This is a genomic window from Mesorhizobium sp. Mes31, from assembly GCF_024519675.1.
Taxonomy (GTDB): domain Bacteria; phylum Pseudomonadota; class Alphaproteobacteria; order Rhizobiales; family Rhizobiaceae; genus Mesorhizobium.
Window position 1 is genome coordinate 22,238 of sequence record NZ_JALJRL010000024.1, and the last position, 18,201, is coordinate 40,438.

19 protein-coding genes are annotated in these 18,201 nt (G+C 65.2%); 9 read left to right on the forward strand and 10 right to left on the reverse strand.

Going from position 1 to position 18,201, the window contains the following annotated elements; translation table 11 throughout:
- Positions 1-98 precede the first annotated feature (98 nt).
- Together NR193_RS28830 and NR193_RS28835 are read right to left on the reverse strand one after the other, a co-directional pair.
- Positions 99-1,298 (reverse strand): PLP-dependent aminotransferase family protein, encoded by a 1,200-nt coding sequence (locus tag NR193_RS28830; RefSeq protein WP_256754159.1) that lies wholly within the window; start codon positions 1,296-1,298, stop codon positions 99-101.
- A gap of 186 nt (positions 1,299-1,484) precedes the next feature.
- Positions 1,485-3,206 carry a BTAD domain-containing putative transcriptional regulator gene (locus tag NR193_RS28835; RefSeq protein WP_256754090.1) on the reverse strand — a complete coding sequence of 574 codons (1,722 nt, stop codon included), beginning with the start codon at positions 3,204-3,206 and terminating at the stop codon, positions 1,485-1,487.
- 147 nt (positions 3,207-3,353) lie between these two features.
- Between NR193_RS28835 and NR193_RS28840 the strand changes: the two genes are divergently transcribed.
- The 3 genes from NR193_RS28840 to NR193_RS28850 all read left to right on the forward strand — a co-directional run bounded on the left by NR193_RS28840 (position 3,354) and on the right by NR193_RS28850 (position 4,511).
- Complete coding sequence (locus tag NR193_RS28840; RefSeq protein ID WP_256754091.1) at positions 3,354-3,629, forward strand: DUF4242 domain-containing protein; 276 nt, start codon at positions 3,354-3,356, stop codon at positions 3,627-3,629.
- An 88-nt stretch (positions 3,630-3,717) separates the two neighbouring features.
- Positions 3,718-4,248, forward strand: coding sequence for a hypothetical protein (locus tag NR193_RS28845; RefSeq protein WP_256754092.1), 531 nt, complete (start codon positions 3,718-3,720; stop codon positions 4,246-4,248).
- Between the two features lie 62 nt (positions 4,249-4,310).
- Positions 4,311-4,511: a DUF1127 domain-containing protein gene (locus tag NR193_RS28850; protein WP_256754093.1), complete on the forward strand. Its 201-nt coding sequence runs from the start codon at positions 4,311-4,313 to the stop codon at positions 4,509-4,511.
- Positions 4,512-4,557: 46 nt separating this feature from the next.
- On the opposite strand, the gene NR193_RS28855 is transcribed toward NR193_RS28850, so the two are convergent.
- Positions 4,558-5,055, reverse strand: a complete 498-nt coding sequence (locus tag NR193_RS28855; RefSeq protein WP_256754094.1) for a hypothetical protein — start codon at positions 5,053-5,055, stop codon at positions 4,558-4,560.
- 110 nt (positions 5,056-5,165) lie between these two features.
- Here NR193_RS28855 and NR193_RS28860 point away from each other — a divergent pair, with 110 nt between their 5' ends.
- Positions 5,166-5,786 carry a DUF922 domain-containing Zn-dependent protease gene (locus NR193_RS28860; RefSeq protein ID WP_256754095.1) on the forward strand — a complete coding sequence of 207 codons (621 nt, stop codon included), beginning with the start codon at positions 5,166-5,168 and terminating at the stop codon, positions 5,784-5,786.
- Here NR193_RS28860 and NR193_RS28865 read toward each other — a convergent pair.
- A complete protein-coding gene (locus NR193_RS28865) occupies positions 5,776-7,314 on the reverse strand; it encodes an acid phosphatase (protein ID WP_256754096.1) in 1,539 nt (512 codons plus the stop codon). The two genes, NR193_RS28860 and NR193_RS28865, sit on opposite strands and share 11 nt — an antisense overlap.
- Positions 7,315-7,551: 237 nt before the next feature.
- On the opposite strand from NR193_RS28865, the gene NR193_RS28870 reads away from it, so the two are divergent.
- A complete protein-coding gene (locus NR193_RS28870) occupies positions 7,552-8,784 on the forward strand; it encodes a cytochrome-c peroxidase (protein ID WP_256754160.1) in 1,233 nt (410 codons plus the stop codon).
- A 76-nt stretch (positions 8,785-8,860) separates the two neighbouring features.
- On the opposite strand, the gene add is transcribed toward NR193_RS28870, so the two are convergent.
- The 4 genes from add to NR193_RS28890 form a co-directional block, all read right to left on the reverse strand.
- Positions 8,861-9,853, reverse strand: coding sequence for an adenosine deaminase (gene add, locus NR193_RS28875; protein ID WP_256754097.1), 993 nt, complete (start codon positions 9,851-9,853; stop codon positions 8,861-8,863).
- Positions 9,854-9,987: 134 nt separating this feature from the next.
- Positions 9,988-11,046 carry a Gfo/Idh/MocA family protein gene (locus tag NR193_RS28880; protein WP_256754098.1) on the reverse strand — a complete coding sequence of 353 codons (1,059 nt, stop codon included), beginning with the start codon at positions 11,044-11,046 and terminating at the stop codon, positions 9,988-9,990.
- A gap of 34 nt (positions 11,047-11,080) precedes the next feature.
- Positions 11,081-11,530, reverse strand: a complete 450-nt coding sequence (locus NR193_RS28885) for a hypothetical protein (protein WP_256754099.1) — start codon at positions 11,528-11,530, stop codon at positions 11,081-11,083.
- A gap of 133 nt (positions 11,531-11,663) precedes the next feature.
- Positions 11,664-12,368 carry an SDR family oxidoreductase gene (locus NR193_RS28890; protein WP_256754100.1) on the reverse strand — a complete coding sequence of 235 codons (705 nt, stop codon included), beginning with the start codon at positions 12,366-12,368 and terminating at the stop codon, positions 11,664-11,666.
- Positions 12,369-12,496: 128 nt separating this feature from the next.
- Between NR193_RS28890 and gcvA the strand changes: the two genes are divergently transcribed.
- A complete protein-coding gene (gene gcvA / locus NR193_RS28895; protein ID WP_256754101.1) occupies positions 12,497-13,396 on the forward strand; it encodes a transcriptional regulator GcvA in 900 nt (299 codons plus the stop codon).
- Between the two features lie 255 nt (positions 13,397-13,651).
- A complete protein-coding gene (locus NR193_RS28900) occupies positions 13,652-14,464 on the forward strand; it encodes a class I SAM-dependent methyltransferase (protein ID WP_256754102.1) in 813 nt (270 codons plus the stop codon).
- A 112-nt stretch (positions 14,465-14,576) separates the two neighbouring features.
- On the opposite strand, the gene NR193_RS28905 is transcribed toward NR193_RS28900, so the two are convergent.
- Both NR193_RS28905 and NR193_RS28910 read right to left on the reverse strand, forming a co-directional pair.
- The gene (locus NR193_RS28905) at positions 14,577-15,152 is read right to left on the reverse strand and encodes a cytochrome b (RefSeq protein WP_256754103.1); all 576 of its coding nucleotides are present in this window, start codon (positions 15,150-15,152) and stop codon (positions 14,577-14,579) included.
- Positions 15,153-15,248: 96 nt separating this feature from the next.
- Positions 15,249-15,701 carry a MarR family winged helix-turn-helix transcriptional regulator gene (locus NR193_RS28910; protein ID WP_256754104.1) on the reverse strand — a complete coding sequence of 151 codons (453 nt, stop codon included), beginning with the start codon at positions 15,699-15,701 and terminating at the stop codon, positions 15,249-15,251.
- A 122-nt stretch (positions 15,702-15,823) separates the two neighbouring features.
- On the opposite strand from NR193_RS28910, the gene NR193_RS28915 reads away from it, so the two are divergent.
- Positions 15,824-16,639, forward strand: coding sequence for a p-hydroxycinnamoyl CoA hydratase/lyase (locus NR193_RS28915; RefSeq protein WP_256754105.1), 816 nt, complete (start codon positions 15,824-15,826; stop codon positions 16,637-16,639).
- Between the two features lie 32 nt (positions 16,640-16,671).
- On the forward strand, positions 16,672-18,192 hold the full coding sequence (locus tag NR193_RS28920) for an AMP-binding protein (RefSeq protein WP_256754106.1): 1,521 nt from the start codon (positions 16,672-16,674) through the stop codon (positions 18,190-18,192).
- The last annotated feature ends 9 nt before the right edge of the window (positions 18,193-18,201 follow it).

Sequence of the window (18,201 nt, forward strand, 5' to 3'; positions counted from 1 at the left end):
GGGGAGAAGTGCCCGGCAGGGCGATGAGGGGCGGCGCCAACTTCGGCTATTAGCTCGTCCCCCAGCACAAACCGGAGGCGCATCATCTAGACCAGGCCTTACCCCTTCAGGATGGCCGCCAGCCGGGGGATGCCCTCGGTCACCGCGCGGCGGTCGGCCAGCGTGAAGGACAGCCGCAGCGTGTTGCGTCCGCTGCCGTCGGCGTAGAAGGCGTTGCCGGGCACGAAGGCGACGCGCGCCTCCTTCACCGACCGTGCCAGAAGTGCTGTGGCATCGGAGCCCTCGGGCAGCGTCACCCAGACGAACATGCCGCCTTCCGGGCGGCTCCAGGTCACGCCTTTCGGCATGTTGGCCTCGAGTGCCGCGAGCAGGCCGTCGCGGCGCTCGCGATAGGCGCCGATCAGTTTTTCCACCTGGCGGTCGAACACGGCCTCGGCCACGCGGTGCATCACCACCTGGTTGATCGACGGGCTGTGCAGGTCGGAGGCCTGCTTCATCAGCACCAGCTTCTCGACCACGTGGCGCGGCGCGCACACCCAGCCGACGCGCATGCCAGGCGACAGGATTTTCGAGAACGAGCCGCAATAGAGCGTGCGCGCCTTGTCGATAGAGCCGGAGCGGGCGCAATCGAGCGCCAGCATCGGCGGCACGCCCTCGCCGTCATAGCGCAGCGCGCGATAGGCGGCATCCTCGATGACGGCGATATCGAGTTCGCCGGCGAGGTCGAGCACCGCCTCGCGCTGCTGGCGGTTCAGGGTCTCGCCGGTCGGGTTGGCGAAATCCGGCACCAGATAGGCGAACTTGACCTTGCCGCCATTCGCGGCGGCCGCCGCGCGGTATGCATCGGGCGTCATGTTGCCGCCTTCGGGCCGCAGCCGGTCGTAGCGCGGCTCGTAGGCGTTGAAGGCCTGCAGCGCGCCGAGATAGGTCGGCCATGTCACCAATGCGGTATCGCCCGGCGACAGGAACAGCTTGCCGAGATAATCCAGCGCCTGCTGCGAGCCGGAGGTGATGAAGATGTTGGCCTCGTCGCAGGCGACGCCGAGCTTGCCCATCTGCCCGGCCAGCCAGCGCCGCAACGGCAGATAGCCTTCCGAGACCTGGTACTGCAGCGCCGCCCCCGCCTCGCCGCCGCCCAGCACCGAAGCATAGGCATCGCGGATCGCCGCGGTCGGAAACAGCGCCGGATCGGGAATGCCGCCGGCGAACGAGATGATGTCGGGCTGGTCGAGCAGCTTCAGCAGCTCGCGGATTTCGGACGCCTTCATGCGCGACGAGCGCGAAGCCAACAGATTCATCAAGGTCAAAGCGCGCCTCCCGCGACAACTGGATATAGGTCAACCTGGCTGACCTATATCAGCCCTCCCCGGCAATTTGAATAGTGCCTGAGCGACTTCCGGTATACGCCAGTCGCTGCCGGCCCGGAACCGGCAGAAGGTCGCGAGTGCCTATAAAGTCATCTTGCAGCCGGGATGGCTGCCGGTTCAGCCGCGCCGCGCGATAAACGCGGCGGCGCGGGCGACGTGGGCGTCGCGGTGCGTGCGCGCCGCCAGCGCCAGCCATTCGCGCGCGACGGCGTCGGCCATCTCGGGCCGGTCCAGCTTCAGATTGACGTCCACCTGGCTCGCCAGGATCTCCACCTGCAGCCCGGCATAGCTGTCGGTGTCGCGCATGCAGCGCCGGCGCGCCTCGCCCAACCACTCCACGGCCGGCACGAATGCCCCTTCCGCCGCGTAGGTCAGCGCGAGCGCGCGGGCGACGGCCCCTTCCCAGCAGGGATCGTTCATCTGGCAGCTGAGCGCGAAGGCTTCCTCCAGCCGGGGACGCAGATCATCGGGGCGCGCCTGCCGGCGCGTGCGGGCTTCGCTGAGCACCGCCACCGGCCAGGGGCGAAACGATATCCAGCGTTGTTCCTCGACCAGCGCCAGGCAGTCTTCCAGCCAGCGATCGGCCTCCTCCAGCCGGTCGGCGGCAAGCAGACCCCAGCCGCCAAGCCCCAGCGACCAGATCTCGCGGCGGCGGTTGCCGGCCGAGCGCGCATGCTCCAGCGACAGCGCGTAGTGGTCGAGCCCCTCGCCGACCCGGCCCCAGTCGACCAGGTTGAAACCGATGACGGCATGGATGCCGGCAAGATTCTCACCCCCAAGGGCCAGTTCCAGCGCCTGCGCCAGATAGGTCGCGGCCGACGGGCGCCGCCCGGCCAGCGCCTCGACATAGCCGAGTTCGCGAAACCCCGCCGAAGCGATCGCCGCGTTGCCCGCCTGGCGCGCCAGTTCCGTGCTCCGGCGCAGCAGCACCGAGCCTTCGTCATCATAGCCCTTGACCGAATGCACAAGCGCCGTGCCAAGTTCGAACATGGCCCGCGCCGTCAGTTGCGCGTCCTTGTGTTTCTCCGCGTCGCGAACGGCGCGGCGCAGGCAATCGATGCCGGCATCCACGGCACCCGCCGAAAGCGCGGCCAGGCCCGACTGCATGAGCGATGTGACGAAGGCCTGGCGCGAAATGCCGCTGGGCGGCGACGAGATGGTGCGGCGTGCGGCACTGCGCAACGCGGCGGACGGCCTTTCGCCGAGCTCGGCCATGAACACCGCCTCGGTCGCCTCGACCTGATCGAGCGCCGCCTGGTAGCGGCCGGCCAGCGCCAGGCTCTTGACCAGCAATATATGCGCGCTTTCGTCATAGGGGTTGCGCCGCACGCCAAGTTCGGCCAGCCGCGTGGCACGGCCATGATCCTCGACCGACATGGCGCGGATGGTTTCCTGCCGGATGCGGGCTTCGACGATGCCGGCGATGCGCGCGCGCTCCACCAGCAGCCAGGTTGCGAATTCCGGACTGCAGCGCGGCTCCAGCGTGCCGAGCAGCGGGCCGGCGGCCTCGATGTCGAAATCGGCGCGGTCGAGCCGCAAAACGTCGATGTCGATATCATCGGCAAAGCCACCCTCGATCGGATCACCGTTCAGACAGTCGGATGTGTTGAGTGCTTTGCGCAGCGAGGCCAGGCACCAGCGCAACGAACCTAGCGGATCGACGGTTTCGGGAAACAGCTCGACCGCGAGTGCGCGCCGGTCGAGCGGCGCGCGCGCCAAAAGTACGCGGGCGAGCAGCGCCCAGGCCTGATGACCACGCACCGGCTGGCTCCGCCCATCCGCGTCGAGAATGGCGGGGTCGCCAAGAAGCCTGATCGTACCACCCAATTGTCCCACCATATGCGCCTGCCCATCCTCGTACGGGACATGCGCCACCGCCGTGGGACGAAGCGTGTGACCGTTCTCGCGCTGTTTCCGTGGCGAGCGGCACACCGGGTCCAACGTCGATCGGTTTTATCGGGCCGTCAATCACAACGGAGACCGACAATGCCAACTTTCATCATCGAACGCGAAATCGCTGGCGCCGACAGATTGAGCGCCAACGAACTCAAGGAGATCTCGGCCAAGTCCAATGAGGTCGTGGCCGGGCTCGGCGTGCCCTACAAATGGCTCACCTCCTATGTCGCCGGCGACAAGATCTACTGCATTCACGAGGCCGAAAGCGCCGACGTGATCGAGCGGCATGCCCGTGAGGGCGGCTTTCCCGCCAACAAGGTGACCGAGATCGCCGCCTTCATCGGCCCGCAGACCGCGGGATCCTGACCAGCCATCCGGCCGGACCACGCGTCCGTCCACGACCGAGCGCCCGGGCCAAGACGGCGGTGCGCGATAGCAAACTTATGGAGCTAACATGATAATCCTTCCCTGGACCCGGCGCCTTGCCGCCCTGTCCATGCTGTCAGCCATCGCGTTGACGGCGGTTCATGCCCACGGGGCCAACACCTCTGTAGCCGGTGACCCGAATGTCCTGGCGAAAAAGGTGCGTGCCGCCAACGGCCGCTTCGAGACCGTGGCGGCGGCCACGGCTGAAGGCTATGCACCGATCCCTTGCGCCAGCGGCATCACCGGCGGCGCCATGGGCATCCACTATGTCAACGCCGGCTATCTCAAGGACGATGCGGTCGAGCTCGCCAGGCCCGAGGCTGTCATGTACGAGCCGATGGCCGACGGAAAGCTCAAGCTGGTGGCGGTCGAATACATCACCTCGAAAGGCCCGGCCTCGCTGGAAGGGCAGCTGTTCAACTTCAACAGCGCCCCCAACCGCTACGGCCTCGGCCCGTTCTATGAACTGCATGTCTGGGCCTGGAAGAAGAACCCGACCGGCACCTTCGCCGACATGAACCCGAACGTGTCGTGCGAGGCGATGAAGACGGGCGATTGAAGCCGTCAGGGCTTGCCGGCGGCACGCCGGCAAGCCCTTCGCACTGGATTTTCGAGGAAGCCATGACCCAAACCGAAAGCGTCCCGAGGCGCGCCCGACAATGGCGTTTTGCCTCGATCTTGCTGGCACGCCTGCTGCGCCGCTGGCGTCACCGTCGCGACCGGCGTCTCCTGGAGGCGATGCCGGACTTCATGCTCAAGGATATCGGCATCAGCCGGTCCGATATCGACCATGTCGCGGCGCATGGCGAGACCACGCGATAGATGCCGCGTCACGTGAGGCTTTGGCGGCGCTGCAAGGGCCCGCCAATCAATCCCCGTCACCGGCAGGCTTGGCCTTGCCGCACTGCGCCAGCACCTTGCCGATGGCCGCGCTCGAACCCTTCAGCGGAAAGCTGCCCTGGCCGTATTTGGCGGCGCTGACGCTCACCTCACCCTTCGAACGCAGCAGGTCCAGCAGCGGATCGGTCCGGGCCAGGTCCGCCACGAAGTAGTTGTACATGGCCTCCAGCTGCAGCGTTTTCGTCACTGTCTTGCCGTCGGCCTTGAAGTCGAAAGCGCCGCTGATGCCGGGCTCCAGTTCCTGACCGCTGGTGCCGAGGTCGTAGCTCAGCATCGGCGTGTCGAAACAGGTCAGCATCAGATACGCATCGCCTTTCGGCCCGCCGCAGACCGAAGCGGTCAGCACCTTGCCGCCCTCGTCTTCCTCCATCTTCGCGCTCCAGCCGCTGCACGACGCGGCAAGCGCCGGCTGCGCGGCCTGCAGCGCCACCACCACACCGGCGATTATGAGACAGTTCACTCTCATGATTTCCCCCTCCACATTTGCGGCCTCACCCCTTGGCAGCATATAGGAAAAGCCATCCCATGACATTGCCCATTGCGGCAGGGTCGTCCTGATTTTCGCGGAGAGCTGTGTTGAGAGCCTGTGTTCGTCTGTGCCTGTCGCTGGCCGCCCTGCTGGCCCTGCCGCTGGCCGCCCGTGCCGACTGGAAGCCGGTCGAGAAGGTCGAGACCTACGCCATATCAGGCCAGTCCGGGCCGGAGCTCTATCAATCGATCGGCGAGAACGGCCCCAAGCTCGGCGTTGTCCGCGCCATCGCCCACACCAATTTCAAGCTGACCTGGACCAGGGATTATCAGGCACGAGCCGGAGCCTGCGTGCTGGTGTCGGCGAGGCCGAAGCTCATCGTCACCTACACCTTGCCCAGCCCATCCGCGCCCCTGCCGCCAGCCGTCCAGAAGAACTGGGAGGTTTTCATCGCCGGCGTCAGCGCCCACGAGAAGGTGCACGGCGAGACCATCGCCGACATGGTGCGCAAGATCGAGGCCGCGACCGTCGGCCTCAGCGTTGCCGACGATCCCAAATGCAGCAAGATCCGGGTCGAGATGACCAAGCGGCTGTCCGAACTGTCACAGGCGCAGCGGCAGGCCAGCCGCGATTTCGACCGCGTCGAATTCGGCCAGGGCGGCAATCTCCAGAAGCTCATTCTCGCCCTGGTGAATCGTGCCAAAGGCCCGCCCGCCCCTACCGGTTGAGGTCGAGCGCGGCTGAGAGATCCCCCATCGGCGGCTGGTCGTTGTTGCGCAGCGCCTTGTCGCGGGCGACGATGCCGGAAAGCACCGGCAGGTCGTAGCGCGCCGTGATGAAGCGCAGGATCGATGTCGTGTCGTATTGCGTGTGGTCGACGGTGCCCATCTTCGCATAGGGCGAGATGATGAAGGCGGGGATGCGGTTGCCCGGCCCCCAGCGGTCGGCCTTCGGCGGCGCGACATGGTCCCAGAAGCCGCCATTCTCGTCATAGGTGACGACCACCAGCATGTGGCTCCATTGCGGGCTTTTCTCGAGATGCGAGACGACATCGGCGAGATGCTGGTCGCCGCTCGCCACATCGGCATAGCCGCCATGTTCGTTGAGGTTGCCCTGCGGCTTGTAGAAGGTGACGGCCGGCAGCTTGCCGTCGTCTATGTCCTTGATGAAGGCAGCGCCGTCCAGGCCGCCATCCCGCAGATGCTCGGCCCGCGCGGCGGTGCCAGGCGCGTAGGCCGCGAAGTAATTGAACGGCTGGTGGTGGTACTGGAAGTTCGGCACCGGCGTCGCGTTCTTGCCGTCGAGCGTTGCCTGCCAGGCGCCGGCATACCAGGCCCAGGCGACGCCCTTCAGCGACAGCAGGTCGCCGATGGTGATGTCGTGCTGCGGCGGCAGCGTGCTGGCCGCGGACGGATCGGCCAAAGCCGGATCGCCGCCCGCGGCCGGCTTGTTGTTGCTCGGCTGATAGGGCGGCTGCATGGTGTTGACGGCATGGAAGTCGGGCGTGATGGCGCCGTCATTGACGAATTTCGGCGGGCCGCCAAGCGCCGAGGCCGGCGAGTTGTCGGCGACCTTCAGCGTTGTGCCATCGGCCTCGACGACGGCGATCTGCCCCTTGACCGGGCTGGTGTCGGCATTGGGATAGACCGGTACGCAGGCGCAAGCGAGCATGAAATGGTTGAGGAAGGAGCCGCCGAAGGCGCCCTGGAAGAAATTGTCGGCCAGCACGTATTTCTTCGCCACCGCCCACATCGGCAAACCGGAGCCGTCATAATGGCCCATCACCAGGCTGCCTGAATCGGCCCAGGCGACGAACTTGTCGTTGCGGCCACCATCGATCTGCATCTGCTCCTGGTAGAAACGATGCCAGAGGTCGCGCGTGATCACCGAGGTCTGTTCGTTGAAACCCTTGGGATCGTCGATGGCGAAGCTGGCATTGGCCAGGTGCGCCGACTGCTCCTCGGTCACCGGCGGCGTCACCCCCTTGGCGGTCAGGCCGCCCCAGGCCGGCGGCAGTTCGGCGAGCGGCTTGCCGTCGCGGTCGAGCTGGCGCACCTGGTCGGCGGAGAGATTGGCCAGGCCGTTGGCGCCGGGAAAGCCGCCATAGAGATTATCGAAGCTGCGATTCTCGGCATAGATGACGACGACGGTGTCGATCTTGTCATAGTTGGGCGGTGCTGCGGAAGCGGCGACCGGAACAGAGGCCAGCGCCGTGCCGGCGAGGCAAAGCGAGGTAAGGAACTTCAGCGTCGTCATCGGGTGCCTCGTGGCTTGGCTGGAGGGGCAATGCATGGTCGGGCGGCGAGCCATGGATGAAAACGTTAGATCGGTGCCTTGTCACCTTTGTGACATTTGCCTTGCCTGCGAACACGGTTGCGTGAGCGGGCAGACCGGTCATGAATCCGTAGCAGTGCGGTCTTAAGTCCCGGGCGAAAAGGCGGATCGGACGACATGGCGACAGCACAATGGAAGAGGATCATCATCGCCGCATCGATGCTCGGCATCGCCGCGATTTTGCCGGCAAGCATTGGCCGCGCCGGGACCGGCAGCGTCCATCCCGGGCCGATGTCGCGAGCCGATGCCTTCGCCAGGGCGCAGGCGCTGACGGCGCTTGGCCGCAGGATGTTCTTCGACCCGTCGCTGTCTGCCTCTGGCAAACAGGCCTGCTCGTCCTGCCATGACCCGCATCATGCCTTCGGCCCGGCCTCGGCGGCACCTGTCGAGATGGGCGGGCCGCGCCTCGATCAGCCGGGGCTGCGCGCCGTGCCTTCGCTTCGCTACCTGCAGGCGGTGCCCGCCTTCACCGAGCATTTCTACGATTCCGAGGACGAAGGCGACGAGAGCGTCGACAACGGCCCGACCGGCGGCCTGACCTGGGACGGCCGTGCCGACCGCGGCAAGGATCAGGCTGAGATTCCGCTGCTGTCACCGTTCGAGATGGCCAACAAGGACACCGCCGCCGTCAGCGCTGCCCTGCGCAAGGCCGCCTATGCCGATGCATTCAAGGCCGTTTTCGGCGACCAGGTTTTCGACCACCCGGACGACGCCTTCGACGCCGCCGCCGAGGCGCTCGGCACCTTCGAGCAGAGTGCCGCCGACTTCTATCCCTACTCCAGCCGCTACGATGACTTTCTCGCCGGCAAGGCGACGCTGTCGGCGCAGGAATTGCATGGCCGCGACGTGTTCGAGGATCCGGCCAAGGGCAATTGCGCCAGCTGCCATCTGAGCGACCCCGCCAATGACGGCGAGCCGCCACAGTTCACCGACTATGGCCTGATCGCCGTCGCCGTGCCGCGCAATCCGGCCATATCGGCCAATGCGGATCCCGCTTATTTCGATCTCGGCCTGTGCGGACCGCTAAGGACGGACTTCCATGGCCGGGCGGACTATTGCGGCCTGTTCAAGACGCCGACGCTACGCAACGTCGCGCTGAGAAAGAGCTTCTTCCACAACGGATACTTCCACACGCTGCGCGACGCGGTCGCCTTCTATGCCAGCCGCGACAGCGATCCGGGCCACTGGTACCCGAAGAACGCCGACGGCACGGTGCGCGAATATGACGATCTGCCAAAGGCTTACTGGCCCAATCTCAACCAGGACCCGCCCTTCGGCGGGAAGCCCGGCGACAAGCCTGCACTGACCGACCCCGAGATCGACGCCATCGTCGCGTTTCTGCAAACGCTGACCGACGCGGACCAGCAGGCCGAGGCGGTACCGGCGAATTGAATCCTTGCCGGTTGGGCTGGAAGAAAGGCAAGGACCTTGCTGCCGGGATGGCCAGAGCATGAATCGGTAGCGGCACCTAGCTCCGCCAGGCCTCCAGATCGGCCAGGATCCGCGCCTTCAACGCGGGATCGGCGTAGCTCGCATGTACGGATGTCGCGGCGAGCTGGCGGATGGTTTCGCTGTCCCAGGCGTAGGCCTCGGCGCAGGCGGCATAGGAGGCTTCGAGCGTGGTATCGAGCAGCGACGGATCATCGGTGTTGATCGAGACGAGGACACCGGCCTTGCGCAGGGCGTCGAGCGGATGTTCGGCAAGCGACGGATAGACGCCGAGCGCCAAATTGGAGACCGGACAGACGCCCAGGGGAATCCGCTTTTGCGCCAGCAAGTCGACGAGTTCCGGATCCTCGATCGACCGCACGCCGTGGTCGATGCGGTCGGCGCCCAGCAGTTCGATTGCGTCGCGTACACCTTCCGGGCCGCTCGACTCGCCCGCATGAACGGTGCGCCGCAGGCCCGCCGCGCCGGCACGGCGAAACGCCTCGGCGAAGCGCGGGCCGGTGCGGCCGGCAGCCGCTTCGTTGCCGTCGATCGACAGCGCAACGACGCGCTTGTGCCGGATCGCGCTCAGCAACTCCACCAGTTCGATCGCTTCCGCCGCCGACTGGGTGCGGAGCAGGCTGACGCAAAGTCCGACCGGCGGGTGTCCGTCCTTTTCGGCGGCCGCGAAACCGGCATCGAATGCGTCGATCATCCCGGGGATGTTCTTGTGCCAATGCGGCCAGTGCGTCGGGTTGACGATGACGTCGGCATAACGCACGCCGCTTCGGCCCATGCGCTGCGCGAACTTGTAGGCCGTGGTGGCGAGTTGCTCGCGCGTCCGGAACGTCCCGCACAACCAGTCGAGCATTTCGAGGAAGCTCTTGAGGTCATGGGCTTCGAACAACCTGTCGCGCGGCGCGCGCAGCGGAATGCCAGCCTCCTCGCAGTTCCTGATCACATCGTCGGCCTCGAAGCAGCCCTCGACGTGGATGTGCACTTCGGCTTTCGGCAGTCTGATGAAGTCGGTCAATGACGCCTCCCCTATTGGCAGGCGTCATCAAATCATGAAACGGCTGGCTCCCGTTTCAAGAAATGATTGAAAGAATTGCGCGGCGCTGCGCGGGAGCTGTTCCCTCGCCCCCGAAGTGGGGGCGAGGAAAGGAGCTACTGCGTATCCGCGTTTGCCCTCAGTTCCGTCCGCTTCTCGTCCGACACCACTGCCAGGTCCAGCACCTTCTGCAGCCCGGCGGCGTGGCGGAAGGACGGCTCGGACTGGATGCCACTCTTCACTGCATCGGCGAAACGCTCGTAGTTGGTCGCCACCGCGCCGGCGTCGAGCTCTTCCCATTTGGCGTTCTCGACATTCTCGCCGACGCAGGCCTTGAGCACCGAACCGTCGAGATTGTGCACCACCTCGATGCCGCCCTTGTCGCCATAGATGCGCAGGCGGAGTTCGTTGAGATGGCCGGTCGCCCAGCGGCTGGCATGCACCACGCCGAAGGCACCGTTGGAAAAATCCAGCGTCATCGCGAAGCTGTCATTGGCGTCGAGCCCGTATTCGCCGATGCGGTTACCGGGCGCCTTGTCGAAAGCGCGCAGCCGGCAGAAGACATGGTCGATGTCGAGAGCGGCGCCGTAGCTGGCGAAATCGAGGATGTGGATGCCGACATCGCCGAGCACGCCATTCGAACCGTGGCCGCGCGACAGCCGCCACAGCCATTTCGGATCGCTGCGCCAGTCGCCCCAGAATTTCGACACCAGCCAGCTTTGCAGATAGGACGCCTCGACATGCCTGACCGTGCCGATTTCGCCCGCCTGCACCATCTGGCGGGCCTTCTGCAGCGCGGCGACATTGCGATAGGTGAGGTTCACCATGTTGACGATGCCGGCGGCCTCCGCGGCGTCCGCCATCTCGGTGGCCTTGCCGAAATTCTCGGCCAGCGGCTTTTCGCACAGCACCGGCTTGCCGGCGGCGATGAGCGCCATGGTGGTCGGGTGATGGATGCGGTCCGGCGTGACATTGGCCACCGCGTCGAACGCACCCCACTTCAGCGCCTCCTCCAGCGAGGTGAAGCGGTTGGGAATTTTGAAGCTGTCGGCGAATTCGCCGACGCGCGCCGCATCGACATCGACGGCGCCGACGATGTCGACGCCCTCGATGGCGCTGAAGCGGCGGGCATGTTCCTGCGCCATCCAGCCGGTGCCGAGTATCAAAAGCCGCATTTGTTGCTCCCTGAGGATATTGGAATCCGCCGTCTCAAAGGTGCTGCCAGATCACCTTCAACGGCGAGCCCAAGGCTTGCTCGATCGCCCGCAATTGCTCACTGGCAACGGAGGTCACCCCAGGGCTGACGACCGTAAGAGCGCAGACGCCGAACGCCGCTGGCCAGACATATCGCAGGTCGTTCAGCGAGGTGTGCCTGTGGCAGCATGGCGTGGTGACGGACAGATCTTCGAAGCGGGACGCCGCGGCTTCATTCATCGCTTCACCCCACCAATCTTCCAGATCGCTGGCGCAGAACGGGCAATGAACGCTTTCCGTGTTGGCTCCGGCGTCGAAGAACGTCACGCCTTCCTCATATTCGACGGTGACATGTTCGGCCATCGGGAACAAACCGCGCACAATCTTCACGGCCGCCGTGGCAGCCGGCTCGTCGGGATGCCAGTGCGGTTCATTCGGCACCAGGCGCAGAAAAGTGTCGGACATGGCCCCTCCTCATCATGGGTCGAGGATGACGGTTCGAAGCATGTCACGCAATGGCCGAATGCCGATTGGCCCGGTCCGACAACCACTTGATATCAGTGTCCGCCGAGATGCGGCCCCTGTCATTGGCTTGCCATCAGATAGCGCGGATGATGCCGCCGTCGACACGAATGTTCTGGCCGGTGATATAGCCGGCGCCTTCGGAGGCCAGGAAGGCGATGGTTGCGGCGATCTCCTCGCTCGTGCCGTAGCGCTGCATCGGCACGCTGTCGCGGCGCTCCTCGGTGGCGGGCAGGCTGTCGATCCAGCCGGGCAGCACGTTGTTCATTCGCACATTGTCGGCGGCATAGGTGTTGGCGAAGATCTTGGTGTAGGCGGCAAGCCCGGCGCGGAACACCGCCGAGGTCGGGAACATCGGGCTCGGCTCGACCACCCAGGCCGTCGAGATGTTGATGATGGCGCCAGCCTTCTGCTTGACCATGTGGGGGGCCACGATGCGCACCGGCCGGATGACGTTCATCAGATAGACATCGAGGCCGGTGTGCCATTGCTCGTCTGATATTTCGAGGATCGGCGCGCGCGGCCCGTGGCCGCCGCTGTTGACCAGCACGTCGATGCGGCCAAAGCGCTCGAGCGTCAGGTCGACGAGACGCTGCAGATCGTCGTTCGACTGGTTGGAGCCGGTGACGCCGAGCCCGCCCAACTCCTTGGCCAGCGCCTCGCCCTTGCCGGACGAGGACAGGATGGCAATCTTGAAGCCGTCCGCCGCCAGGCGCTTCGCCGCCGCTGCACCCATGCCGCTGCCGCCAGCCACCACAACAGCCACTTTTTCTACACTCATTCGATTTTCCTCTTGGGGTTGGCAGGACTCTGCAAGCAGTATTTTCGGGATCCGGGCAGTGATATAGCTGGTTTTCTCGCCCGGTTCGAACCAGAATGCCTGAAATCAGCCTATAGAAAAACTCCTGCATGCCCGAAGCCTTCCTGAGCCTGCCGCCACTGAATGCGCTGCGCGCCTTCGAGGCCTCGGCGCGCCATCTCAACTTCCGCATCGCCGCCGAGGAATTGAACGTCACGCAAGGCGCGGTGGCCCAGCACATTCGCGGGCTGGAGGCCGATCTCGGCACAAAACTGTTCGAGCGGCTGCCGCGCGGCCTGGCGCTCACCGACGAGGGTCGCGCCTATGTGCCCAACATCCGCCGCGCCTTCGACCTGATCTCGGAGGCGACGCTGCTGCTGCGCCCCGAGCCGGCGCGGCTGACGATCAGCGTGACGCCGAGCTTCGCCACCAAATGGCTGATCCCCAGGCTGCAGGACTTCGTGGCGCACAATCCGCTGGTCGACCTGCGTGTCCTGGCCAGCGAAAGCCTGTCGAGTTTTCAGGCCGATGGCGTCGACATCGCGGTCCGGCAAGGCCGCCCGCCCTTCGGCGCCGGCCTGATCGTCGACCTGTTGTTCGCGCAGCAGATCATCGCCGTCTGCAGCCCTGCCCTGCTGCCGCACGGAGCCGTCGAGATCGCGGCGGCCGAGATCCAGCATCATGTCCTGCTGCATGACGCGCACAATCTGTGGCCGGAATTCATGGAGAAGGCCGTCGGCCTGAAGATGACGACCGAGTTGAAACGCATGCGCTTCAACCAGACGAGCCTGGCCATCGACGCCGCTATCGCCGGCCAGGGCATCGCGCTGGCCAGCCGCTTTCTCGTCACCGCCGACCTCGCCGCCGGCCGGCTGGTCCAGCCGGTGAGCGGCGAGATGCGCGGCACGCAGGATTTCCACGTCGTGGTGCCGAGAAAACAGCGCCATCCCGAACCGACGCAGGCCGTGCGGCAATGGCTGCTCGATGCGGGGGAACGGCCTTTGTCGTGAGCCCCTGCTCTCTGTCTGATTGAGCATGATCTTTTCGAAAACCGGCACCCACTTTCGGGATCAGGCTCTGGCTGGATCAGCGGCAAGGCGTCCGGCTTCACATTGGCGATCGAGGCGTAGGTCTCCGGACGCCTTCGCGGAGTTGCCGCCGACATGGCCGCCTATGCTGTTGGATGCCTCGCGGTCGAAAGCGACCCAAGGCAGACAATTCTATGCTAGTCTTGCGAGCCATCGAACGGACGGCGGGAGATAGCGATGTTGGAAACGGACAAGGTTTTTGCTGGCTCGATTCCGGAAAACTACGACCGCTATATGGTGCCGTTGATTTTCGAGCCGTTCGCCACGGATCTTGCACAGCGAGCAGCGTCCTTGTCGCCCGGCGCCGTCCTGGAAATCGCCGCGGGCACCGGGGTTGTCACCCGCGCACTGGCGCCAAGACTGTCCCCTGGCGCAAGCTATGTCGTAACCGACCTCAACCAGCCGATGCTCGACTACGCCGCTTCGCGACAAGCGCCCGACAGTCGCATCGAATGGCGCCAGGCGGACGCCATGGCGCTGCCGTTTGAAGATGCGGCCTTCGATCTCGTTTGTTGTCAGTTCGGCGCGATGTTCTTTCCCAACCGCACATCCGCCTACCGCGAGGCAAAGCGGGTCCTGAAGCCCGGAGGACATTTCTTGTTCAACGTATGGGACCGCATCGAGGAGAATGTCTTTGCCGATGATGTGACGAAGGCTCTCGCAAGGATGTTTCCGAACGATCCGCCGCGCTTCCTGGCACGCACGCCGCACGGCTACCACGATACGGCCCTGATCCGCAGCGATCTGGAAGACGCGGGTTTCTCCCGTGTGATGATCGAAACCAGAGCCGAACAAAGCCGTGCCTTCTCGCCGCGCCTTCCGGCCGTTGCTTACTGCCAGGGAACTGTTCTTCGAAGCGAGATCGAGGCCAGGGACGCCGGAAAGCTGGAAGCTGCAACCGACTATGCCGCCTCCGCGATTGCAGACAGACATGGCACCGGCGAGGTCGCCGCCAAGATTCAGGCACATGTCATCGTGGCTGCGGTCTAGGGCAATCCCAGCAAAAGCGTGAGCGGTTTTCCGTCCGCAATTGCGTCAGGACGAAGAGAGGAAGGCGCTGGAATATCCCGTTCCGGCACTTCTCGACATTTCGGAGCAGACATCAGGGCCGCGCTTGCCGTCCCAGCCCGGACGATGGATTGGGCAGGCCCGGCACCATCTGGCTCAGCACGCGATCGCGAAGGATGACATGGTGGTAGATGGCAGCCGCGGCGTGCAGGCCCGCGAGCCACAGGATGATGTCGCCAAGCGTGCCATGGATTTCCGCCAGCGACGTGCCCCATGTGCCGGAAAACGGGCCGATCGCTCCCAGGCCGTAGACGGTCACCGGGTGGCCGCCAAACCACGCGCCGAGCATGGCGGTCGCCGGAACCGCGAACAGGAGCGCATAGAGCGCCCAGTGCGTTGCCCTCGAGGCGACGTCCATCCACCCGGGCATGGGCGGAGCGTCCGGAATGCGGTCAAACAGACGCCAGATCAGGCGGATGACCAGCAGCCAGAAAACAGCGAAGCCGAGCGACTCGTGAAGCAGCAGCGTCGAGGCGTTGGCGGCTGAATAGACGCGCGTGGGAGGACCACCTTCCGAGACCAGGAAGGCGATGAGCACGAGCAGCGCCGTCAGCCAGTGAAGCGCCTGGGCGAGGCTTCCGTAGCGGGTTGCGGTACCGGATAGCGACATGCAAGGACTCCTGAAGGTGGCGGGAGACAATCTCTCCGCACCGTGCCCCTATTTCAATCGTTCCTCAAGCGACATCGAAGGCGATGCGGCAGCCCCTCAGTCTTCGTCCGTCCAGATCAGGCGCAGCAGGCGCAGCAGCGTTTCCCTCTCCTTTTTCGTCAGCCGATGCAGGAACCGGTCCTCGTGCCGGCGAACCTGTTGCCGCCATCCGGGCATAGCCGCCCTCGCGGCTGGCGTCAGGGTCAGCACCTGTACGCGCTTGTCCTCGGCATGGTCGTCGCGCTCGACCAGCCCGCGCTCCTCGAGCTCGGCCAGCAGCGGCGCCATGTTGGCGCTCTTCATGCCAAGCACGCGGCACAGTTCGGCGGCGCGGATGCCGGGCCTCTCGTCGATCAGCGCCAGCATGCCATAAGTGACCGGACGCAGCGCCGCATCGGCCAGCTCGACCGCAAAATCATTCAAGGCGAAGGCCGAGGCGCGCCTCAGATTGTAGCCGATCTGCGCGTCGAGCGCGTCCTCGGGACTGGTGCGAAGCCGTGCCTTTTCCATGCTTCAATCGATCGCCGCGATCCCCCCTTCTTGTCAAGCGGAAAAGACTATGCAACATAGCGGTATTATCGCTATGCTGCATAGCTAATAACGTCATTCCATCCAGGAACGGGAGGACAGCCATGACCGAAGAGACCGTTGCCTTCGACGTCGAGAACGGCATCGCCTGGGTGCGATTCAACCGGCCGGACAAGCGCAATTGCATGAACCCGGTGCTCAACCGGCGGATGATGGAGGTTCTCGACGAGCTGGAATTCCGTGACGATGTTGGCGTGCTCGTACTGTCCGGCGAAGGCAGCGCATGGTCGGCGGGCATGGACCTCAAGGAGTATTTCCGCGAAACCGAAGCCAAGGGTCTCGGCGCCATCCGCAAGGCGCAGTCCGAAGCCTATGGCTGGTGGCGGCGCCTGCGCTGGTACGGCAAGCCGACCATCGCCATGGTCAATGGCTGGTGTTTCGGCGGCGGCTATGGCCCACTCTTCGCCTGCGACCTCGCCTTCGCCGCCGACGAGGCGCAGTTCGCCCTGTCCGAGATCAACTGGGGCATCCTGCCAGGCGGCGGCGCCACCAAGGTGGTTGTCGATCTGCTGTCGATGCGCGATGCCATGTACCACGCGCTGACCGGCGAACTTATCGACGGCAGGAAGGCCGCCGCCTGGAAGCTGGTCAATGAAAGCCTGCCCCTGGCCGACCTGAAGGCGCGCGTCACCGAGGTTGCGAACATCTTGCTGAAGAAGAACCCGATTGCGCTCAAGGCGACCAAGGATGCCATCCGTCGCGTCGCCGAAATGACCTACGACAACGCCGAGGATTATCTGGTGCGGGCGCAGGAGGCGGCCAATTTCCACGACAATTCGGGCCGCAAGGAAGGCATCCGCCAGTTCATCGACGAAAAGAGCTACAAGCCGGGCCTCGGCGCTTACGACAAGGCCAGATGACATAATAAACCACCGACGCGATCTGGGAGGAGATGCGAATGCCGGCCTGGACATCGCCCGATCCCGTGGCCCTGCATGCCAGGACGCAGCCGGATCGTGTTGCCTGTGCCGACCTGGCATCCGGCCGGCGCTGGACCTATGCCGCGCTCGACGAGGCCATCCAGCGCGCCGTCAGCGTTCTCGAAACCCGCTACGGCGTCGAGCAGGGGCAACGGATCGCCACGCTTGCCCGCAACAGCGCCGACTTGCTTGTCCTGCAGCAGGCCGCAATGCGGCTCGGCGCCATCTTCGTGCCGGTCAACTGGCGGCTCGCCGGCGCCGAGCAGCAGGCGATCCTGGCCGATTGCGACCCGGTGCTGCTGCTGCATGACGCCGCCCTCGAGATGACACTGCCCAAGGGCTGCGTGCCCGTCGAGGTCGCTGCTTTCGCGGCGGCGGTCGCGGTGCAGGCGCCGGCACCCCGCCGTTCTTTGGCGGCCAGCGATGCGCCGTCGATCATCCTCTACACATCGGGTACGACAGGCCGGCCGAAGGGCGTCATCGTCACCGAGCGCAACGCCTTCGCCACCGCCGTCAATTTCGGCGTGCTGGGGCGGGTCGGCAATGCCAGCGTCTTCCTTTGCGACGCGCCGATGTTTCATGTAATCGGCCTCATCACCAGCCTGCGTCCACCGCTGCTGCAGGGCGGCACGGTGCTGATCTCAGCCGGCTTCGATGCCGGCCTCACCAACCGTCGCCTCGCCGATCCCGCACTTGGCGTCACCCATTATTTCTGCGTGCCGCAAATGGCCAAAATGCTGCACGATAATCCGGATTTCGCGCCTGCGAACTGGACATCGCTCACCGCCATCTTCACCGGCGGCGCGCCAAATCCGGCCGCCAATATCAACTGGTGGCTGGAACAGGGCGTGTGCATGGTCGACGGCTTCGGCATGACGGAAGCAGGCACGGTGCTTGGCATGCCGGTCGAGGCCGACCGGATCGCCCGCAAGGCGGGCTCGGCCGGCCTGCCGGCGCCAACGATCGGCCTGCGCATCGTCGACGAGGATGGCGGCGACGTCGCCGCCGGCGAGCCAGGCGAGATATGGCTGTCCGGTCCCTCCATCACATCCGGCTACTGGAACCGGCCGGAAGAGACGGCCTCCGTCTTCACTTCCGATGGCTGGTTCCGCACCGGCGACATCGCGCGGCGTGACGACGAAGGCTTCGTCACCCTTGTCGACCGCCGCAAGGACATGTTCATTTCCGGTGGCGAGAACGTCTATCCGGTCGAAATCGAGATGGTGCTGCTCGACCATCCCGACATCGCCGAGGCAGCCGTGATCGGTGTCGCCGATCGGCGCTGGGGCGAAGTCGGGCGCGCCTTCGTCGTGCTGAAGCCAGGTCGTGTTGTCGATCCGGCGGCGCTGGCCAGCCATTGCGGCGCCCGCATCGCCCGCTACAAAGTGCCGAAGGAATTCCTGATCACGGATGTCCTGCCGCGCACCGCATCCGGCAAGATCCAGAAACACATTTTGCACACCTGGACAGCACCGGCCAGCGGGCACAACTGAAGCAGACCA

Bases quoted from the DNA above. Each gene is read 5' to 3' on its own strand.
- NR193_RS28850 (WP_256754093.1), top strand. From the start codon at position 4,311: ATGACCCAAACCGAAAGCGTCCCGAGGCGCGCCCGACAATGGCGTTTT.
- NR193_RS28910 (WP_256754104.1), bottom strand. From the start codon at position 15,701: ATGGAAAAGGCACGGCTTCGCACCAGTCCCGAGGACGCGCTCGACGCG.
- NR193_RS28845 (WP_256754092.1), top strand. From the start codon at position 3,718: ATGATAATCCTTCCCTGGACCCGGCGCCTTGCCGCCCTGTCCATGCTG.
- NR193_RS28920 (WP_256754106.1), top strand. From the start codon at position 16,672: ATGCGAATGCCGGCCTGGACATCGCCCGATCCCGTGGCCCTGCATGCC.
- gcvA (WP_256754101.1), top strand. From the start codon at position 12,497: ATGCCCGAAGCCTTCCTGAGCCTGCCGCCACTGAATGCGCTGCGCGCC.
- NR193_RS28870 (WP_256754160.1), top strand. From the start codon at position 7,552: ATGCTCGGCATCGCCGCGATTTTGCCGGCAAGCATTGGCCGCGCCGGG.
- NR193_RS28865 (WP_256754096.1), bottom strand. From the start codon at position 7,314: ATGACGACGCTGAAGTTCCTTACCTCGCTTTGCCTCGCCGGCACGGCG.
- NR193_RS28900 (WP_256754102.1), top strand. From the start codon at position 13,652: ATGTTGGAAACGGACAAGGTTTTTGCTGGCTCGATTCCGGAAAACTAC.
- NR193_RS28880 (WP_256754098.1), bottom strand. From the start codon at position 11,046: ATGCGGCTTTTGATACTCGGCACCGGCTGGATGGCGCAGGAACATGCC.
- NR193_RS28840 (WP_256754091.1), top strand. From the start codon at position 3,354: ATGCCAACTTTCATCATCGAACGCGAAATCGCTGGCGCCGACAGATTG.
- NR193_RS28855 (WP_256754094.1), bottom strand. From the start codon at position 5,055: ATGAGAGTGAACTGTCTCATAATCGCCGGTGTGGTGGTGGCGCTGCAG.
- NR193_RS28890 (WP_256754100.1), bottom strand. From the start codon at position 12,368: ATGAGTGTAGAAAAAGTGGCTGTTGTGGTGGCTGGCGGCAGCGGCATG.
- NR193_RS28885 (WP_256754099.1), bottom strand. From the start codon at position 11,530: ATGTCCGACACTTTTCTGCGCCTGGTGCCGAATGAACCGCACTGGCAT.
- NR193_RS28835 (WP_256754090.1), bottom strand. From the start codon at position 3,206: ATGGTGGGACAATTGGGTGGTACGATCAGGCTTCTTGGCGACCCCGCC.
- NR193_RS28830 (WP_256754159.1), bottom strand. From the start codon at position 1,298: ATGAATCTGTTGGCTTCGCGCTCGTCGCGCATGAAGGCGTCCGAAATC.
- NR193_RS28905 (WP_256754103.1), bottom strand. From the start codon at position 15,152: ATGTCGCTATCCGGTACCGCAACCCGCTACGGAAGCCTCGCCCAGGCG.
- NR193_RS28915 (WP_256754105.1), top strand. From the start codon at position 15,824: ATGACCGAAGAGACCGTTGCCTTCGACGTCGAGAACGGCATCGCCTGG.